Genomic DNA, 19,123 nt, shown 5'->3' with positions numbered 1-19,123 from the left:
AACTTATGGTTGTAGCGACATTTGTCTCTGTAGCCATAAGCTGGTTGTGGCGACAAATATAAATTTAAATTATGGTTGTAGCGACAGCAAGGGCAATATAAAAAGACGATTAAAAGAATTAACAAGTTAATTAGTGACACTAAACGCTCTCCATTTGAAGGAATAGGTAAGCCTGAATCATTAAAAGAGAATTTATCAGGCTTTTGGTCACGTCGTATAGACGAAACTAATCGGTTAGTTTATGCAGTTACAGAAATATAGTTAACTATTATTTCTTGTCGTTACTATTACTAAATTTCACATTACTACCAAGGCAATTCAATAAGTGCGCTATCTAGCGTTACTCATATCTTCGTTTGATAATATGGTTAAACTATTAACCAAATATACCCACATAAAAGTTAATATAAAACTATTTACGTGCTTGTTTATATTGATACATACGCTGGTCCGCTAACGATAAACATTCAGATTGATTTAGGGTTTCAAAACTTGTTGCAATACCAAAGCTGAGGCCTGCATTTTTCCATCCTACTTTACGTAACTCTTGTTCTGTTTTGAGCAATATAGTAGATAACTGGGTTAACAATGTTTCAGGTTGTTGCTTGCTTTCAATGGTCACCACCCAAATAAACTCATCGCCACCACATCGAAATACAGACCCTACCCCTTTTAAATTTGTTGCCATTAAATTGGCGGTATCGATTAGGAACTTATCTCCTTCATCATGCCCAAACTGGTCATTAATCTGTTTAAAGTTATCAAGGTCAATAAAAGTGATGCAATACTGGTCGCTTAAATTAGCGAGTGTTTCATTTAACGCAAAACGGTTGCCAATGTTAGTTAATGGGTCGATACGTGAAATAGTATAACTGCGGTTAAACTCTTTTTGTTGTATTAACATCCACTCTGTTAAACAAAGGAGAATGCACATACAATCAATGGTTAATGCTACCTCTACAATAAGTTCTCTAGGGATATCCCAATCAACTTTATAGAAATTGGTTAATACGTATAACGCTAACGCTAATCCGTATAAAAGGTTCCCTAATAGATAATATTTTGCTTTGTAATCTTTTTTGGATTGCATCAGTATCCCTGTAATGATGCAAAGCGGGATCCATACAATTGCGATGCTGTGTGAAATAAAGTAACTAATCGTGAAGGGTAAAAAGAGCATTAAAACACCTAAAATCAAGCTGATTATTGATAACAGGTTAAATATTTTGGACAGTTTAGGGTGGTCATATTCGCAGTTAAATAGCAATTTAGTGAATTGACTGGCTGAAACGATAGCAAAGGGGAATAATAAAATACCACTATAAACAAGGTTAACATTAGCAAGGTGGTTGAAGTAACTTAAGCTTCCCGATGCAGCAAGCCAACCTAGGCCATGTAACCCTATATAACCGGTACAAGCTAATGTTACTAAATATTTGGTTCTGATATATGTCAGGAAAGCGATTAAAGCTAGGGTTATCATCACCGTAAATGATATTGAGTTAAGAGAGTTTGCTGTGAATTGCTTGAAGTAGAATTCATCTTGACTATAAAACCTGATGCGCAGCGGTGTGGTGAACACTTTAGCTTGTACATAGACCCACAGTGTCCCGCTTTCTTTCTCTTTTAATGGTAATGGAAAAACCTGTGAATGCGCTAGTTTTGGTGCACTACCTGTTGTTTGTCCGAAATCTTCTAATGTAGTGATATCACCGTTGTCGGATTGCCAATAGGCGGTTCCGATATCTAAATAAACGGCATTAATATTAACAAACCAAGTTGTACTTTCTTCTTTATTGCTTAATTTTAGCTTGGTCACATAAGCATCACTTCCAGTAAATGTGGACTTCATCGATTTGCCATTTTGATATAAATGACTTAGCTCTGGGAAGCTAGGAGGGGCATGTAATGAGTCTGCCTGTACCCATAGGCGATGATCAATTAACTCAATGTTTTCGGTAGTATTGAACTCCTCATAAGATAGTGCATTTACCATATTAATATGAGCAAAAAACAGGCAAAGTACATATAACGTCAATAGAGAGATATTTCTTTTCATATAATTTGGCTTAATGTAATAAAAGTAGTGATTTCAATAGAATGGGTATCTATATATTAGGATACAAATCAAGAGATTGCATAATAGTAAATATATTGAAATTGACTATTCTATTTGGCTTATTGGGCATCCATATTAATATTTTTATCTTTTGAAATATTGTTAATCACTGAAGTACTTTCATTGAAAGTAATTTCACCCAAAAGTCTGATCAGTCGTAATGATTCTTTTAAACACCCAAGTTTCAGAATACATCCTTTATACCCTTCATTATCTATCGCTAGTAAAATTATATGTTCGGATAACATTATTGTATTATTTGCATTTTCAATTGGTCTATTTTATTTAGGCAATGTCTCCGGAATATTCGTATTTATCATCTGATGATTATGTTGGTATTGCTGTTTCTTTCAATGTCATCACTAATGGTGCTACAGCGGTTGTTCCTATTGCTGCTGCTTGTGCTGCTGCAGGTATTATCGCTGGCACGTTAGGCATCACAGAATATAGTAGACAATGCTTGCCATCCCTACATGCATCGAACCGATAGTGTTGATTATGCCGTTATTTTAAAAGGTGAAGTATGGATGCTGATGGACAGAGAGGAAGATGACGTATTATTAAAGACTGGTGATACTGTTGTACAGCGAGGGACAAACCATGCTTGGGCCAATAGAGGCACTGAACCTTGTCTTATTATGTTTGTGCTAGTGGATGGTGTATCTGAATGATTTAGTTCGTCATCCCATTATTAAATAAACACAACTGTTTAGTTGAAAAAATTTATAAACGCAACGCTTTTAACCGTTATAAAAAACGCAGTACACCTCTTATATGTATTATATAAGAGGTGTTTTGTCAGTATAAATGGGGTTTTATATTCCTTTTATAGGCAGGGGTAGCCATTATAAAAGTACCTTTATTTAACCGACCGAACCAATAAGGTGTAATTCTTGGTCATCACTAGATCAGTTGCATTCTCTGATGACATATCATAGTCCGCTGGCGAACCTGCTTTAGGATCACTACGTTGAGCGCCTGCTCCGTGCCAGTCAAAATATTCCGTTGCCGATGAATTCTTTTTACTGAATGATTTCCCGAATGAAATATAGTTGGCTGAATATTTAAAGTCGCCTTGTGTGGTACTTGACCAAACCCAGATGGGATCTTGGATAGTATTGTCTCCAGATAAGGTAAAGTAATGTGTCGATAGCTGGCCATTCACCAACTGGTTTACCGTATTGCACAATACTTTGTAGCTCTTTGATGCTAGGTAAGCGCCAATCTGAATGACCTGCATATTCAGCGTTTTCTGCATAGGCTAAACTGTCTTGCCAATTTCTACGTTTACCATCGTCAGTACTTTGCCACATTAACCCCGTTGCTTTGTCTGTGACCGTACCATCCGTGTTTTTTACAAATTGGTTCACGCCATAAACATGCTCTTCACCTCGCACACACCTTACAAAGTTACCGGTGCATGCACGCCTTTTGCATCTGTCCCAAAAATGTAACCTGTCTCATAGGCTTTAATATGCCCATCGGCAAAATTATAACCAAAGGCAGCATCTACATTTTCAGTATTATGTACTGGCCCTTGGGTGTATTTGGTGATTGACCAGTATTGGCCTATATAGGCCATTCTTTTATCGTATTGAAAATCAAAATAGTCAGTGTCGATATAAGGGGTATTTTCACTTTCAACACGAGGGTTAACGATTTCACCTCTAAAATCTGCTAATGAATAAAGCTCTTTAATGGTTGGTAAACGCCAATCAGTATAGTTTGCTGTGCGTAAGTTCTCGCAGTAGCTAATGGCATCATCATAAGAGTGGTGTTTGAAGTCGGGTGTTTTTTGCCAGACCATGCCGGTATTATTGTCGGTCACTGTGCCATCATGGTTATCCGTGTATGACGCTGTGACCCCTGAATATTGTGCATCTTGCCCGTATAAGTCTGCTCCTTTGACTGGGCAGGTAATGGTTTCTCCACTGTTGTCAAAGCACTTATCTTGTTGTGTGTCGACGACAACAAATTTAACTGCTGGTGGAGTTATTAGGTTGGGATTATTTTGGCTGCTATCAGTGCAGCCAAAATTGATTAATACCAAGGCTGCTAACATGCTAATGCGTGTCGCTTGGCAAAGAGTCGGTGTTGAAGTTAAATACATAGTCCTGACCTCATATATTATTATGTTTATTGAGTTGCACGTTCACTGTGAGCTGTATTTTTACGAATTGAATTGATTAACGCTAATGCTAACTTAATTAAAATAAACAAAGTTTGATCTTGCTTAATATACGAGTTCCCTCCTATTATAAAAGAATGATACAAATAGGCATAAAATAGCGATTATCTAGCAGGTATTTTTTAATTAAGCCTTGTAACCTTTCATATTATTAATAATAGGTTAGGGGATAAGAGTGGATATTTTAAAAGCATCAACAGATTGGGCAAAAGCAGAAGTTTTTTCCTCTTTGTTTTTTATTATGTTTGGCGTGATCTTTTTATTGGCGACGCTGGGTTTTTATCAACTGGGTAAAACAGAGATAGCTAAGACTTATATTATTCCTACTTTAATTGCCGGAAGCCTAGTATTAATTATTGGTTTGGGATTATTTTATGCCAATAAAACCAGAATCAATGAGTTTGAGACAGCTTATAAAGCGAGCCCATCTGCTTTTCTTCAGTCTGAAATCACACGAGCTGAAAACACGTTAAATGAATATCAAACTATTGTTTTTAAAGCGATCCCAGTCATTATTATTGCCTGTGCATTAGGCATCATATTTTTTAATACACCTATATGGCGAACGAGTATGATCACTATTATTGCTATGATGGCGGTTATTTTACTGGTAGATGGAACGGCACATGAGCGTATTGACAATTACCATAAACAGTTAGTATTAGAAGCCAATGCTGAGCAAGCACTGTTTCAAAAACCACAGTCTCAACAATCATAGTAATGACTAACAATAAGTTACTATATCTACTTACCTTCTTTAACTACAGCGAATGCCATATCAATAGACCGTTAATATGGTTATTGCATTTTTATAAATATTGCAATCTCTCTTCAAAAACAGGTGTTGTCATAAACCAAGTGAGTCGTCTACATTTATTAATGTTTAGGAAATCATTTTTACGTTACCTAGATCTCGCTATCCAATAAAACAAAGTGAGCTAGTTCTCGTTATTGGCTGCATAAGAAAAATGTAAACGTTAACACTGGTAGTATCCTTTGCATGTTTTGGCAAACATAGTTGTGCCAAAAGTAACACTGATAATTGGTTAACCTTAATAATTGGAGAGATATTATGTCAATAACGATTCTTTTGTCATTCTTCTTCTTTACTGGCTTTGTTGTTTTATATACTTGGGCTCGTGTAAAGAATGAAAAAATGATTCTAAAGATGGTTACTTCCTGGGTGGGCGTAGCTTAACTGGTGGTCTTATCGCAAGCTCACTTATTCTTACTAATCTTTCTGCTACTAGTTTTGTTGGCATGAGTGCGCTCTCCTATAAAGGGAATATGTCGGTGATGGGCTATGAAGTAGCCTCAGGTATCACGCTGGTTATCATCGCTCTGTTTTTAGTTCCACGCTATTTAAAGCAGGGGATCACCACCATTCCTGACTTCTTAGAGTCCCGTTATGACCTATCGGTAAAGCAGTTTGTAACGGTATTATTCCTACTCAGTTATATTATTAACCTTTTACCTAATACGCTTTACGCAGGTGCGATGGTGATTGGTGGTATCTTTGATGTTGAAGCAATGTTAGGCATTGATAGATTCCAATCGGTATTATTAATCTCTTCTATTATTGGTTTCCTAGGCTTGTTCTACGCTATTTATGGCGGTTTAAAAGCGGTAGTGATTGCAGATACACTCAATGGTGTTGGCCTGATCCTTGGTGGATTAATGATCCCTATCTTTGGCCTTATTGTGCTTGGAGACGGTAGTTTTGTAGATGGTTTCACGGTTATCTCAACTAACGCGACTGAAAAGCTGCAAGCGGTGGGGGCATCGGATGATCCTAACGTTCCTTTTTCAACTATGTTCACTGGTTTGTTATTAGTTAACTTATATTACTGGGGGACAGACCAAGCAATTATTCAACGTGCGCTGGGCGCTAAAAACCTAAAAGAGGGACAAAAAGGGGTAATTTTAGCAGGGGCGATTAAAGTGATTACGCCGCTATTCTTAATTATTCCAGGTATTATTGCTTACCATATGTTCGGGACTGTTGACGCATCAGGACAAAGTTTTGAAGCGGATACTATGTATACTCGTCTAGTGAACGAGGTGTTACCTAAACCATTAGTTGGCTTCTTTATTGCTGCAATGTTTGGTGCTATTTTGTCGACTTTTAACGGTGTTTTAAACTCTTCAACAACCTTATTTACATTAAATGTTTATAAGCCGATGTTTGATAAAGAAAATAAACTTTCTGATTTAGAGTTAGTGAATAAAGGACGTGTATTTGGCCTATTCATTGCTATTTTATCGGTAGGTATTGCACCATTCATTATGTTTGCACCAAATGGTTTATTTGACCTGTTACAACGTCTTGCTGGTTTATTCAGCGTGCCTATCTTTACCATAGTATTAATGGGTTACGTGACAAAACGTGTGCCTGCTATTGCAGCTAAAATATCGCTGGCTTTCTTTGTCGTGGCTTACGGTACCATTCAATTTACGCCAACGGCTTTCCATTCATACTTAGGTCCACTGCAACCGCTTGCTGAGTTACATTTCTTCCATCAATTAGCGGTGTTGTTTGTGATTTGTTGTACGCTAATGTACTTGATTGGTAAGGTACGTCCTCGTGAGACTGCTTATGTAATGCCAATTAACGAAAGTATTGATATCACGCCTTGGGCATTCCGTTTCGAAGCCTCTGGTATTATTCTTTACATGGTATTGGGCGCATACATTGTCTTCTCTGACTTAGGGTTAGTGACCGGAGATAAAGGCTTTATCGTTATATACGCTATTGTTGGCTTGGTCTTATTAGCAGGCATCATTGCGAGAATTAGAACCAAACAAAGACATGCTAAAAAATTAGCAGCTGGTTTGGCAACTAGTTAACGCTTTTAACCATCAAGAGATGCAATAGGTGCTGATACAGCACCTTGGATAAAAAGCAGAGCATAACCCGCTCTGCTTTTTTGATTGTAGGTCTTGCTCGGCCTCTAATTTTCCCCTTTAATTCAATCATTTTTAATGGTCGTGTTATTTGTTGATAGGGGGATCATAAAGTTGCTATTTGATTGAACCACGATGGCAATAGCCCCTGTATAATAGCAAGTGATAATCGGTGCCGTTCGTATAACAAATATATATGGAAGTAGATAATGAGTGTGACATTTAAAGATGTAGCTAAGCTAGCCAACGTTTCAACACAAACTGTTTCTCGTGTCACCAATGGTTCTGCAAATGTTGCTGAAGAAACACGTATTAAAGTTAATGCGGCCATCAAAGAGTTAGGGTATATCCCCAACAAAGGTGCGCAGATTTTAAGTCGCGCTAAATCGACTATGATTGGCGTAGTGACCGTTGACATCCTCTTACACGGTGCCTCTTTAATTACTAATGGCATTCGTAAACAGGCTAAACAGCATGGTTATGGTATCTCCTTAGCGGTGGTTTCAACGCATACTTATGAGAAAGTAACCGCGGCGATAGATGAGCTTAAATCACAGCGAGTGGAGTTTGTTATATTAAATATTCCGCTTAGCAAAGAGGAGTCAGAACAGATACAAACGACGTACCAAGGTATGCACTTTGTATTTATCGATGTGCCATTGGATAGCCAGGTTAATGCTGTCTATGCAGCTAATTATGAAGGTGCAAAAGCAGCGGTTAATTTAATGATTAGCTTAAAAAGAAAGCGTTTTTTAGTGATCACAGGACCTAATGACTCTAGCGCTTCTCAACAGCGTTTAGCGGGTTGGATAGATAGTATCGAAGCACATCCTGATGCTGCGATAGTTGATCAATTTGAAGGTGATTGGCTCGCCAGTAGTGGTTATTTACATACTCAACAAGCCTTGAGTAATAGTTGCCAGTTCGATGCCGTATTAGTGGGCAGTGATCAAATGGCATTGGGCGTGTTAAGAGCGCTTAACGAGTTTGCTTTACAAGTGCCTCAACAGGTATCTGTGATTGGTTTTGATGATACTGCCGACAGTGCATATTTCACTCCGCCTTTGACCACGATTAGGCAAGACTTTCTATTGATTGGTGAGCGTAGTGTATTGATGGTCTTAAAAATGGCTGAAGCTGAATTACAGTCTGTGCAACAAGAGTTTATTGAAACGCAGCTGATTGAGAGAAAAAGTACTCAACTTTATCAACAAAAAGAGGATAATAAAGACAAACTACGTGCTTTGCTTAAGCAGGCTGAACAGTTAATTTAATACCCATAAAGTGTTTGATAATAGGGTAATAACGGCTAGTGAGTGCTAGCCGTTAATTGCAATGGTTATACTTTTTCTAAGTAAATCATGATCGCCGATTCTGGGTCAAGAATAGGCAAAGTCAATCCAATATACTTCAGACTATCACCACTTAAGGTAATGGTTTTTTCAAGCCAAGCAGGGCGTTGTTTCATTAATTGGAAACTAGCCTCAGACGTTTCTACCATAGTCACTCGGTAGCTCGCATTACTATCAAGGTATTCGATACGTAAAGGCGAAGGTAACGCATAGTCCGGCATGGTTAATTGACAAACTGTTATTAATGAAGCTTGATCATTATATACCCCGTAGATATTTTGATGTTTATCAGGTGTATCCAAGCGCACATGCTGACCCGTATGTAATAGCGTGCGATATTGTTTATGCAAGGCGATATATTTTGTAAAGGTTTCTCTTTCTTCTTCTGATACTTGCAGTGGGTCAAGCTCAACGCCCATATGCCCACCTAATGCAGTAATACCGCGCATGTTGATATGATGGCGTCGATTCTGTTGAATGACACTCCTCAGGGCCGATATGTGCGCCCATCACCTCTGGTGGAAAAAAGTAGCTCATACCACGCTGAATAGCTTGGCGCTCTAATGCATCATTACAATCTGACGCCCAGAAACGATGGGTACGCTTGAGGATCTCAAAGTCGATTCGACCACCACCAGATGCACAAGACTCTATTTCTACTTTTGGATGTGCGGCTAATAATTGGTCTAGTAATCGGTATAAAGCCTTAGTTTGACCATGTATAGCCGCTTTACCTTGATGCCCAGGTTGTACTATTTCACGGTTCATATCCCACTTTAAGTAGGCAATGTTGTATTTTGATAACAGGCTATCAAGACGCTCAAAAAGGTAATCAAAACAGGCTGGGTTTTGTAGATCTAACAGGTATTGCCAACGCCCTGATGGTTGCTCATAACCGGGTAAAGCTAATAGCCATTCAGGATGTTCACGGTACAAGTTAGAGTCTTTACTGATCATTTCAGGCTCAACCCAAAGTCCAAACTCCATACCTTGTTGATTAACATGATCAATCACTGGCTCTAGACCATTGGGGTATTTAGTTTGATCAAGGTACCAATCACCTAATGAGGTACGATCATCATCACGACCAATAAACCAACCATCATCAATGATAAAGCGTTCAACACCCATGGCTGCGGCTTCAGTGGCCATCTTCATGATATAGTCTGGATCGTGTTTAAAGTAAATCCCTTCCCAGGTATTAAGATGCACAGGGCGAGGTTTATCAGTTGGAAAGCTAATAATATTAGCGCGTACAAAACGGTGGAATTTATCAGAAATACCATTTAAACCGTTGTCACTATAAGTGGCATATAACCAAGGTGTTGTATATTGCTGTGCAGGAGCTAGGCTGGTTTCACCAGCAAATAATAGTTCGCCTGCTTGTACAAAACGACGACCATCACTTTTAACATCTGCACGTAATTGATGGTTACCACTCCAACCTAGGTGGAAACCCCATACTTGACCCTGTTGCTCATTAAAATGCTCTGTCCCTACAAATAGGCCTGGGAAATTCTCATGGGAAGTTCTGCCACGACGGTTCTCTTGAATGAAACCACCATGAGTAAATGGTTGACGGTGTGTTTGAAATTCTCGGGTCCAGCGACCATAAAAAGACATCAGCTCATTGGCGTAGTTTGGGACTGGCAAGGTTGAGGCAAGCTTAGTCAGTTGATATTCACTTTCTCCAAGGTTAGTGACTGTTATGCGTTTTTGGATAACATCACTGTCAAAGTGGAGTTGTAACTCAATATCTAACTGCAGCTGTGCTGCTGTATCTTGTAAGGAGAAGCTGACCGCTTGAGAAGAGATCTGTTTACCCACTAGGTTAAATACTGGTGCCCAGTCTTTACCATCTCTATGACCTTCAATGCCTGGTGCGTTAAATTGCCCGCTACCTGTTTCTGGACATAAGGTCAGCGGAATATCCACATCAAGGCGAGCTTGCGAGATAGGGCGCTCAGTTGACAGTAGCAACTCTGAATCAATCTGATTTATTTTTGCCCCCCAATGTAAAATTTCTGGGGCACGATCAAGTTTGATAATTAAACTGCAATGCTTGCTAGTGAGGTGAATAATGTCGCTCATGTTATCTCCAAAGGTAAAACAATAGGGGTTATACCAATCACTCATTAACTGAGTTACTTTACCGAGGTAAAATTGATCATATTTATCGATGCTATTGGTATTAAATAACGATTTAATGTTTTCGAAAACATTTTGTTGTAGATTGTCACTTCCTGATTTAATTACTACTGTTTAGATTGATAACTGTGACCCCACTCAATCTTTTTTAGCGGATTTAAATAATGGTTTTTAACAGGGAATAAAACAGAGAAGCGTCAGTGTTAGAAATGTATTTAATAAATATAAAAAAGCCCTCATAGGAGAGGGCTAGTTAACGGCTATATTTTCTTAATTATGATTTGAAAGCACGTTGACGTACTTTTTCTAAACGCTTGAGGATACTATCAAGACGATCTGGTTTAACCATAAACTCTTGGAAGCCTTTCATTGCTTCTTTGGCCATCGCTGGATCTGTGTCTCGGTCAAAGAACTGTGCAGTACCATCGGCATTATTAAGCATCTCAACACCTTTGTTTAGGAAAGGGTTATCAACTACATGTGCTTTCTTATTAGGTGGGATTTGCAATAGTGCTTTATTCACCAAGGTTTGGTTCTCTGGCTCTGCCATAAAGGCTAAGAACTTACGTGCATCCGCTTTGTTCTTGGCTTTAGAAGGGATATGTAAGGTATCCATTGGCGCATCTTCTGCTAATCCAACTTCTGGATTAATCACTGGGAACTGCATAAACGCCATTTTATCTTTTAACTCTTCAGGGAAGTTAGGCGTGATAAAGTTACCAATCAAGTACATAGCTGCTTCGCCACGGTATAGGAACGGCTGTGCTTCCTGCCATGAGTAAGTGGCATGATTCTCTAGGTAGTAACCCGCATCAATAAGCTCTTTCCAGGTTTCAAAAGTCTTTTTCACACGTGGATCTGTGTAAGGTACTTTACCGTCCATCAAGTCCATATGGAACGCTAACCCATTGACACGTAAGTTGATGTAATCAAACCAACCTGCGGTAGTCCATAGGTATTTAGAGCCGATCGTGATAGGGGCGATATTGTTTTTCTTCAATAACGCACAGGCAGCAAGATACTCTTCCCAGGTTTTAGGTTCGCTAATACCGTATTTATCAAAGATATCTTTACGGTAATAGATGCCCCACTGGTAATAAGTGTAAGGTACACCCCATTGCTTATCATCTATGGTCATCGCAGGTTTAGCACTGGCAAAATCTTGATGAAGTTGATTGTTATCCCAGACATCGGATACGTCTTCAAATAACCCGCGGTCAACAAAGGCTTTCATACGGTTACCTGCGTACCAGAAAACCACATCTGGTGGAGAGGTCACCAACCAGTTACGAATAGTGGTTTTATAACCTTCATGGTCGTAGAGGTTATAGGTCACATGAATATCTGGATTCTGCTTTTCAAAGGCATCTATGATTTCGCTAAATGCCGCTTTAGGTGCAGGATCGGATGCATCGGAATTAATAATTAATTCACCGGAATAGGACATTGAAGAGAGCGCCATTGACATTGCGCTGGCCGCCAATATTGTTTGGATCTTTTTCATATTGTTTCCTTTTTAGTCACTAAGGTTTTGATGTTAAAGGTTAACCTTTAGTTGCACCTAACGTTAACCCTGCAATAAAGTGGCGTTGCATTGCAAAAAACAGCGCAACAGGTGGTAATGCGGCTACTACTGCACCCGCAGATATTAAATTCCATGAAGCAAGCCATTGCCCTTGTAGCGAGCTAAGTCCTGCCGTTACTGGGCGAACCGTATCACTCTGTACCAGCACTAATGCCCAAAAATAATCGTTCCAAATAAAGGTGAATACTAATACTGCTAATGCGGCCAACGCGGGTCTAACAAGTGGCAGTACGATATGCCAGAATATTTTGAATTCACTGACCCCATCAACACGTGCTGATTCTAATAATTCATTAGGTAAACCCACGATAAAGTTACGCATAAACAGGGTACAAAAGCCGGTTTGGAAAGCCACATGGAACATAATAAGTGCCATGTGTGTGTCATATAACCCGAGGCTAATGGTTAGGTCTCGAACCGGGATCATTAAGATTTGAAAAGGGACAAAGTTACCGCCAATAAAAATAGCTAACATCAGAATGTTGCCTTTAAATTGGTACTTAGCTAACGCATAACCGGCCAAGGTAGATAGGGCTACAGCACCCATTACAGCGGGTATAGTAATCATGATTGAGTTAAGTAAGTATTGTCCCATCTCAGTAGATTGAAAAACCAACATATAGTTTTCAATAAAATTAAAGCTGGTGGGCCAACCCCAGTAATTACCTTGGTTAATATCCTGAATCGAGCGTATCGAGGTCATCATGACAGCAGCTAATGGCATCAACCATAAGACGATGGTAATAGGCAATGAGATACGATAAGCCACATTCACTAGTTTCGATGAGTGTTCAATTGGTTTTGGGTACATTATTTTTCACTCCGTAACATACGAACTAGGAAGTAAGCGATGTAAACTGCCATGATCAGAAATAGTACTACCGCAACAGCTGCGCCATAACCCATGCGATAATTGAAAATAGACTCTTCGTACATCATATAAGCAAGTACTGTTGAGCTTCCCCAAGGACCGCCGGCTGTCATAGTGGCCACTAAATCAAAGGATCGAAGGGCACCAATCACGGTGACGACTACGGCGATAAAGGTCGCTGGGGCAAGTTGTGGCAATATAATGTGGCGCAGCATTTTAAAGCCTTTAGCTCTATCTAAGCGGGCTGCTTCAATTTGGTCTGGACTGAGGTTGTTTAAGCCTGTGAGGTACAGGATCATACAATAGGCGATTTGTGGCCATAAACCAGCAGCGATAATGCCGTAAGTCACATATTCTTCACTGGATAATAGGGCAATCGTATTAAAGCCAAATAGATCTAAAATGCTATTTAACAAGCCTAGATTGGGGTCGTAAAACCAAGAGAAGACTAAGCCGATCACCACCTGTGAAATAACAAAAGGGAAGAAGAACAGTGCTTTAACTAAGCGTATTCCACGTACTTTTTGATTTAAGAAGAGTGCAATGCCTAACCCGATTGGCGGGGCTAACATAAACAGCACCATCCAAATGACATTATTGGTTAACGCTGTCCAGAACGTCTCGGAGTCAAACAGTTGTATATAATTATCAAAACCAATCCAAGTTTTATCTCCTAATCCATCCCAACTGTAAAAACTAAGTATAAAACTGCTCACGATCGGGTACAGCACATACAGGGCAAAAAGTAATAAAGCAGGGGCCATAAAGACCCAAGGTACAAGATGTTTAGGCATCCGGCTACCCAGTTTTTTTGGGGTAACTGGTAGCGACTTCGTCTCATATGCGACTGAGCTTTGTTCAGACATATCTGCTCCATGTATGTTGTAAATTAAATCAATTTTGTCTCTTTCAGGTTTGTAAATAGAAATGAGAATCGTATTAGACTAGTCTATAAAAGCTCAGGAGGTAAAACGTTTCCACAAAGAAGATTTTTGAAATGAGAGTTTATCCACAGTATTGGTTATCCGTATAAAATCAATTCAAATAAAGCGAGGTTATCGCTATTTATTATTTTCATCCTAGGTTAGGTTGATGCTTTAATTGAATAAAATTACGCTATTTTTGTTTTCGAAAACAAATTGGTGGAACTTATCAGTAAGGTATCAGGGGTATTACAATACTTAGCAATATCAGTATCGCATTTATTATCTTTTTTATTGTTTGATGAAGGTATACCGATATTGCAGGCGTTATGAATAAACCAATATATAAAGAGGCATTAATAATGGCAGCAATCTCATTACAGCAAGTGGTAAAACGTTTTGATAAAGTGGAAACCATTCACGGTATCGACTTAGAGATAAAAGATGGTGAGTTCACCGTATTTGTTGGGCCATCGGGTTGCGGTAAATCAACACTATTACGTTTGATCGCAGGGCTTGAAGAGATCACTAGCGGCAGTATCTCAATCGGCCAAAATGATGTGAGTCATGTTGAGCCTGCAGACCGTGGTGTGGCTATGGTATTCCAGTCTTATGCTTTATATCCGCATATGACGGTGGAAGAAAATATGGGCTTTGCTTTAAAAATGGCAGGTGTTGAAGCAAGCGAAATTAAAAAGCAGGTTAAGCAGGCCAGTGATATTTTGCAGTTAGATGCTCTATTAGCGCGTAAACCAAAGGAGTTATCGGGTGGGCAGCGTCAACGTGTCGCCATTGGTCGAGCCATTGTACGTGACCCTGATGTATTTTTATTTGATGAGCCGTTATCTAACTTAGATGCGGAGTTACGTGTTGAGATGCGCTTACAGATTGCTAACTTGCATGCACAATTAGGCAATACTATGGTTTATGTAACCCATGACCAAGTGGAAGCCATGACATTGGCTGACCGTATTGTTATCTTAAAAGATGGTCAAGTAGAGCAAGTGGGCACACCTATGGAGCTTTACTATCAACCTAAAAATGAATTCGTGGCTGGCTTTATTGGTTCGCCTAAAATGAACTTCATCCCAGTAACGGTTAAGAATGTTGAAGGGCAAAGCTTAAAGGTTGCTTTACCTGATGGCCAACAAGTGTCCATTCCAACGCATTCAGTTAACTATCAAAAGGGTGACTTATTAACCCTAGGTATTCGACCTGAGCATATTCAGTTAAATGATCAAGCGGAGCATGCTTTAACCTTAGATTTTGATGTGGTGAATGTAGAGCGCCTTGGTAATAGTACTTACTTGTTTGGACATCATGGTGATATTGATAATTTTAGAGTGCATATACCTGCCGATAAACAAGTTGCTAAAGGAGATCAGATGCAGTTATATCTAAATCAGAAAGATTTACATTTGTTCGATCTCAGCAGGGTTATCCTTATGTGCTTATGAGGCACTGTAACTCGCTTTCACATTAGGAATTGATTTAAGTTCGGATAGAAATTGAGTCTGTTAAAAGTGCTTTGATTAAGCACTTGTTGGGAATAAGTACGCTAGTGTTAATGCTTGTTCCCTTTATAAAGCGGTCAACGGAGCCTTGGTTCTTTTAACCGTCAGGTAAGTTCGTAATGTACTGTTATTGCTAGGCAATTGAAATAAAAACGCTGCTAACCATTGTTAGCAGCGTTTTTTGTAGAGCAAACTTATAGCAACTCGCTAGATTGATATAAGCTATTGCTGATAAGTATTATTTAAAAGATAAGTTAACTTGGTAGTGGTAACGTTTTTTCTGTAATAGAAATTCAGCGTGAACACTTGGGCTCCAAGAGTCATCTCCACCAATCCCCATATGGAAACCATCCAAACGCAAGTACACTTTATCTTCTGCAATCAACTCATTAGTGTGTTTTGCTTGTGCTACATTTTGCTGACTATAACGGCTTACCGATAAATGAAAGTCCCCACTTATGGATAAAGAACCAACTTGAGCCTCTTTTACATCACAACGTAAACCACTTTCCGTTGGGAAAATGTAAGGCGTGTGCATGGCTTCAATATCACAAGCATAGCGTCCAATATGTGCTGAAGCGATACGATCAGGGTAATTTTCATGAGGTCCTCGACCATACCAATTTACCTCGGCTATCAGTGTTAGGTAAGATTAACTCCAATCCAACACGGGCCAAAGAGGGCAGAGACGGAGCCGCTTCAACTTGAATCTCTATATTCACCGCACCTTGTGCATCGATAGTGTATTGCCACTGGGTGGTGATCAGCAGTTTATCTTGATAAGAGTAGGTAAAATCGACATTAACTTGTACAGCATGAGGCAATGAGTAAGCGCTGATATTGCTACAATTCACTTGTAAGTCACTAAGTCCAGCAGATTGCCAACGGTTGATCCAAGCGTTAACGTCAATGTTATCAGCTTCACTGGTGCCAATATCATTGTCCAATGGTGCGCGGTAAAAGTTATCCTTAGGACCTGCTAATAACTTGATTTCACCATCAACTTGCCATTCACTGATTAAGCCGGTACGGCGACTGAATTGGATATAAAAATCGCCATTAGAGACGAAAATATAATCATTGTCTTGTTGCAATTCCGGTGCTTGCTCAGTTGGTTTCTGTAATAAAACTAGCCCACATTCACTTTTTAACGGCAACTGCTCAGTGGCAACTTCAAATCCTTTATCGGCCCAAGCTTTATCTTTATTAAGGCAAACACTCAGGTTCAAGTGATAATCATGACCCGCTGTTTGTGTGGGTAATGTGTCTAACAAGTTATATGTTTGAGTGCTTTGTGCTGCAACATCTAATACAATTTCACCAGAATCAATAATCAGTCCTGATTCAGTGACAGTCCAGCATAGTGTTTCTCTATCACTTGCGGTAAATAGGTTTTCATTGGTGATATCTATCGCTAAACCATCACTGTTATGTAAAGAGAACTGGTAAAATTGCTGCTCTTTTTTTGCTTCTAGCAAACTTGGGTGGGCAGTGCGATCTGGAAAAATTAAACCATTAATGCAAAATTGACGGTCATTAATTTTGTCTCCAAAGTCCCCTCCGTAAGCCCAGTATTTTTCACCTTTTGAATCTGTTTTAGTTAACCCTTGGTCAACCCAATCCCAGATAAAACCTCCCTGTAATCTTGGGTTATCTCGGAATGCTTGCCAATATTTATTAAAGCTGCCTAAGCTGTTCCCCATCGCGTGTGCGTATTCGCATAGAATAAGCGGGCGTTGTTCATTCGGTAAGCCTATCCATTTTTTTAATGCGATTTTAGGGGTTACATTGGGAGCGTTAGCCAGTGTTACATCTTCATCAACACGGGCATACATAGGCGCGATGATATCCGTTGCTGCGGTATCTGAGCCACCACCTTCATATTGTACCAGACGAGTAGGATCTTTTTGCTTAGTCCATTGATACATTGCATGATGGTTACTGCCAATACCAGACTCATTACCCAATGACCAAATGATAATACTGGGGTGGTTTTTATCACGCTCTACCATGCGAGTCATACGGCGCATGTAAGCATTTAACCAACTCGTTTCATCGGATAAGCGTGCCATTGGGAACTGACCATGGGTTTCAATATTGGCTTCGTCGACAACGTATAAACCATATTGGTCACACAGTTCATACCATAATGGATGATTTGGGTAATGCGCTGTTCTTACGGCATTAAAGTTATTTTGCTTCAATAACTTAATATCAGCGAGCATATCTTGTTTAGAAACAGCATGACCCTTTTCTGGGTGATGTTCATGACGATTAACACCACGTATCAATAATGCTTGTCCATTTACCTTGAGTTGCCCATCACTAATTTCAACAACACGAAAACCAACTTGATAAGCTTCACAATCAACCAATTCACCTTGGTCATTTAATAAAGAGACAACTAAACGATATAGGTAAGGCGTTTCTGCACTCCATTTTTCTGGCGAGTTGATACTGATTTGCTGCTCTACTCGATCTAAATAGGCACCTTTTTCATCAATAATACGTTGTCCTGATCTACCTTGGCAGATATTGGACACCGCCTGTTTCTGCGCATCAAAAAGCTGTATGTTAACTTGATGATCTTGCCTTTTTTGATTTAATAAGGTGCAAACATTTAATGTAGCGTTGTTATAACAAGCGTCTAAGCTGGTGGTGATCGATACATCTTGGATCGCCACCTGTGGCTTACTCAATAGGGTTACGTCTCTAAATATGCCACTTAACCACCACATATCTTGATCTTCTAGGTAACTACCATCGGACCAACGCATTACCATGACGGTTAACTGGTTATTTTCTGCGACTAAATACTCTGTTAAATCAAATTCAGCTGGTAAGCGACTATCTTGCGAATAGCCTATCCAAATGCCGTTACACCAAAGGTGAAAAGCTGAGTTTACCCCATCGAAAATAATGCTGGTATTACGTGTCTGCCAGGTGTCCAGTAAGTCAAATTGATAACGATAAACCCCAGTTGGATTATCCTGAGGGACTAAAGGTGGGGTATCGGTAAAGGGGTATTTAATATTGGTATAAATTGGATTGTCGTAACCTTGCAACTGCCAATTGCTAGGGACGGGTATTAGTGGCCAATCTTGAGCATTAAAATCTGGATTTATACAGGCTTCAGGTACACTTTCTGGCTTATCAAAGAGAGTAAATTGCCACTGACCATTTAACGATTTTTTAAAATCTGAAGTGTGATTATTTAATGCTGCATCACGGGAATGATATGCTGATAAAGGCGCATGCGCTTCGATCACGTTGTGATGAGTGACATGGTGGTTTTCCCAGTCGCGTGCATTGATTATGTCAGAAAATGTTTTCATATATTCCCTTGTACATGTATCTAGTATATTAATAGGTTACAATTTAAACTAATATAAATTGTAAGCGTTTACATTTTTTATTTTATGTTATTTTTTTACAAATAAACTGGAGCTGAGTAGCATCTTCTAACTTTAAATACTGATAACGTATAACAATACTAATGGCAGTCGTTTATTGATTTAC

11 protein-coding genes and 3 pseudogenes are annotated in these 19,123 nt (G+C 39.3%); 6 read left to right on the top strand and 8 right to left on the bottom strand.

Annotation, left to right across the window (positions count from 1 at the left end):
* Positions 1 to 87: 87 nt before the first annotated feature.
* A pseudogene (locus ACLKL2_RS06715) lies at positions 88 to 261 on the top strand (Txe/YoeB family addiction module toxin); the annotation flags it as partial.
* A 151-nt stretch (positions 262 to 412) separates the two neighbouring features.
* Here ACLKL2_RS06715 and ACLKL2_RS06710 read toward each other — a convergent pair.
* Entirely contained in the window at positions 413 to 2,059 is a 1,647-nt protein-coding gene (locus ACLKL2_RS06710; protein ID WP_413693820.1) for a diguanylate cyclase, read from the bottom strand.
* A gap of 533 nt (positions 2,060 to 2,592) precedes the next feature.
* Between ACLKL2_RS06710 and ACLKL2_RS06705 the strand changes: the two genes are divergently transcribed.
* Positions 2,593 to 2,790 carry a cupin domain-containing protein gene (locus ACLKL2_RS06705; RefSeq protein WP_413693819.1) on the top strand — a complete coding sequence of 66 codons (198 nt, stop codon included), beginning with the start codon at positions 2,593 to 2,595 and terminating at the stop codon, positions 2,788 to 2,790.
* 393 nt (positions 2,791 to 3,183) lie between these two features.
* On the opposite strand, the gene ACLKL2_RS06700 is transcribed toward ACLKL2_RS06705, so the two are convergent.
* Positions 3,184 to 3,489, bottom strand: coding sequence for a DUF1566 domain-containing protein (locus ACLKL2_RS06700; RefSeq protein ID WP_413693818.1), 306 nt, complete (start codon positions 3,487 to 3,489; stop codon positions 3,184 to 3,186).
* 32 nt (positions 3,490 to 3,521) lie between these two features.
* Positions 3,522 to 4,229 carry a DUF1566 domain-containing protein gene (locus ACLKL2_RS06695; protein ID WP_413693817.1) on the bottom strand — a complete coding sequence of 236 codons (708 nt, stop codon included), beginning with the start codon at positions 4,227 to 4,229 and terminating at the stop codon, positions 3,522 to 3,524.
* A gap of 253 nt (positions 4,230 to 4,482) precedes the next feature.
* Between ACLKL2_RS06695 and ACLKL2_RS06690 the strand changes: the two genes are divergently transcribed.
* The 3 genes from ACLKL2_RS06690 to ACLKL2_RS06680 all read left to right on the top strand — a co-directional run bounded on the left by ACLKL2_RS06690 (position 4,483) and on the right by ACLKL2_RS06680 (position 8,485).
* Complete coding sequence (locus ACLKL2_RS06690; protein WP_413693816.1) at positions 4,483 to 5,025, top strand: heparan-alpha-glucosaminide N-acetyltransferase domain-containing protein; 543 nt, start codon at positions 4,483 to 4,485, stop codon at positions 5,023 to 5,025.
* A 461-nt stretch (positions 5,026 to 5,486) separates the two neighbouring features.
* Positions 5,487 to 7,154: a solute:sodium symporter family transporter gene (locus ACLKL2_RS06685; RefSeq protein ID WP_413694271.1), complete on the top strand. Its 1,668-nt coding sequence runs from the start codon at positions 5,487 to 5,489 to the stop codon at positions 7,152 to 7,154.
* 266 nt (positions 7,155 to 7,420) lie between these two features.
* Positions 7,421 to 8,485, top strand: a complete 1,065-nt coding sequence (locus ACLKL2_RS06680) for a LacI family DNA-binding transcriptional regulator (protein ID WP_413693815.1) — start codon at positions 7,421 to 7,423, stop codon at positions 8,483 to 8,485.
* Between the two features lie 65 nt (positions 8,486 to 8,550).
* Here the strand turns inward: ACLKL2_RS06680 and ACLKL2_RS06675 are convergent.
* From ACLKL2_RS06675 to ACLKL2_RS06660, 4 genes and pseudogenes are all read right to left on the bottom strand, one after another.
* Positions 8,551 to 10,654: pseudogene (locus ACLKL2_RS06675) on the bottom strand (alpha-galactosidase).
* 331 nt (positions 10,655 to 10,985) lie between these two features.
* Positions 10,986 to 12,215, bottom strand: a complete 1,230-nt coding sequence (locus ACLKL2_RS06670; RefSeq protein WP_413693814.1) for an ABC transporter substrate-binding protein — start codon at positions 12,213 to 12,215, stop codon at positions 10,986 to 10,988.
* Positions 12,216 to 12,255: 40 nt separating this feature from the next.
* The gene (locus ACLKL2_RS06665; protein ID WP_113817481.1) at positions 12,256 to 13,107 is read right to left on the bottom strand and encodes a carbohydrate ABC transporter permease; all 852 of its coding nucleotides are present in this window, start codon (positions 13,105 to 13,107) and stop codon (positions 12,256 to 12,258) included.
* A complete protein-coding gene (locus ACLKL2_RS06660; RefSeq protein WP_413693813.1) occupies positions 13,107 to 14,033 on the bottom strand; it encodes a carbohydrate ABC transporter permease in 927 nt (308 codons plus the stop codon). The genes ACLKL2_RS06665 and ACLKL2_RS06660 overlap by 1 nt, the downstream gene beginning before the upstream one ends.
* Positions 14,034 to 14,419: 386 nt before the next feature.
* Here ACLKL2_RS06660 and ACLKL2_RS06655 point away from each other — a divergent pair, with 386 nt between their 5' ends.
* The gene (locus tag ACLKL2_RS06655) at positions 14,420 to 15,547 is read left to right on the top strand and encodes an ABC transporter ATP-binding protein (RefSeq protein WP_413693812.1); all 1,128 of its coding nucleotides are present in this window, start codon (positions 14,420 to 14,422) and stop codon (positions 15,545 to 15,547) included.
* A 295-nt stretch (positions 15,548 to 15,842) separates the two neighbouring features.
* On the opposite strand, the pseudogene ACLKL2_RS06650 reads toward ACLKL2_RS06655, so the two are convergent.
* Positions 15,843 to 18,939 (bottom strand): annotated as a pseudogene (locus ACLKL2_RS06650) (beta-galactosidase).
* Positions 18,940 to 19,123 lie beyond the last annotated feature (184 nt).

The sequence above is a fragment of the Psychromonas sp. KJ10-2 genome (assembly GCF_047323255.1).
Lineage (GTDB): Bacteria > Pseudomonadota > Gammaproteobacteria > Enterobacterales > Psychromonadaceae > Psychromonas.
Note: the sequence above shows the minus strand (reverse complement) of the source record. Positions and strands in the feature narration are given on the sequence as shown.

Bases quoted from the DNA above. Each gene is read 5' to 3' on its own strand.
- ACLKL2_RS06695 (WP_413693817.1), bottom strand. From the start codon at position 4,229: ATGTATTTAACTTCAACACCGACTCTTTGCCAAGCGACACGCATTAGC.
- ACLKL2_RS06665 (WP_113817481.1), bottom strand. From the start codon at position 13,107: ATGTACCCAAAACCAATTGAACACTCATCGAAACTAGTGAATGTGGCT.
- ACLKL2_RS06680 (WP_413693815.1), top strand. From the start codon at position 7,421: ATGAGTGTGACATTTAAAGATGTAGCTAAGCTAGCCAACGTTTCAACA.
- ACLKL2_RS06705 (WP_413693819.1), top strand. From the start codon at position 2,593: ATGCATCGAACCGATAGTGTTGATTATGCCGTTATTTTAAAAGGTGAA.
- ACLKL2_RS06670 (WP_413693814.1), bottom strand. From the start codon at position 12,215: ATGAAAAAGATCCAAACAATATTGGCGGCCAGCGCAATGTCAATGGCG.
- ACLKL2_RS06660 (WP_413693813.1), bottom strand. From the start codon at position 14,033: ATGTCTGAACAAAGCTCAGTCGCATATGAGACGAAGTCGCTACCAGTT.
- ACLKL2_RS06710 (WP_413693820.1), bottom strand. From the start codon at position 2,059: ATGAAAAGAAATATCTCTCTATTGACGTTATATGTACTTTGCCTGTTT.
- ACLKL2_RS06655 (WP_413693812.1), top strand. From the start codon at position 14,420: ATGAATAAACCAATATATAAAGAGGCATTAATAATGGCAGCAATCTCA.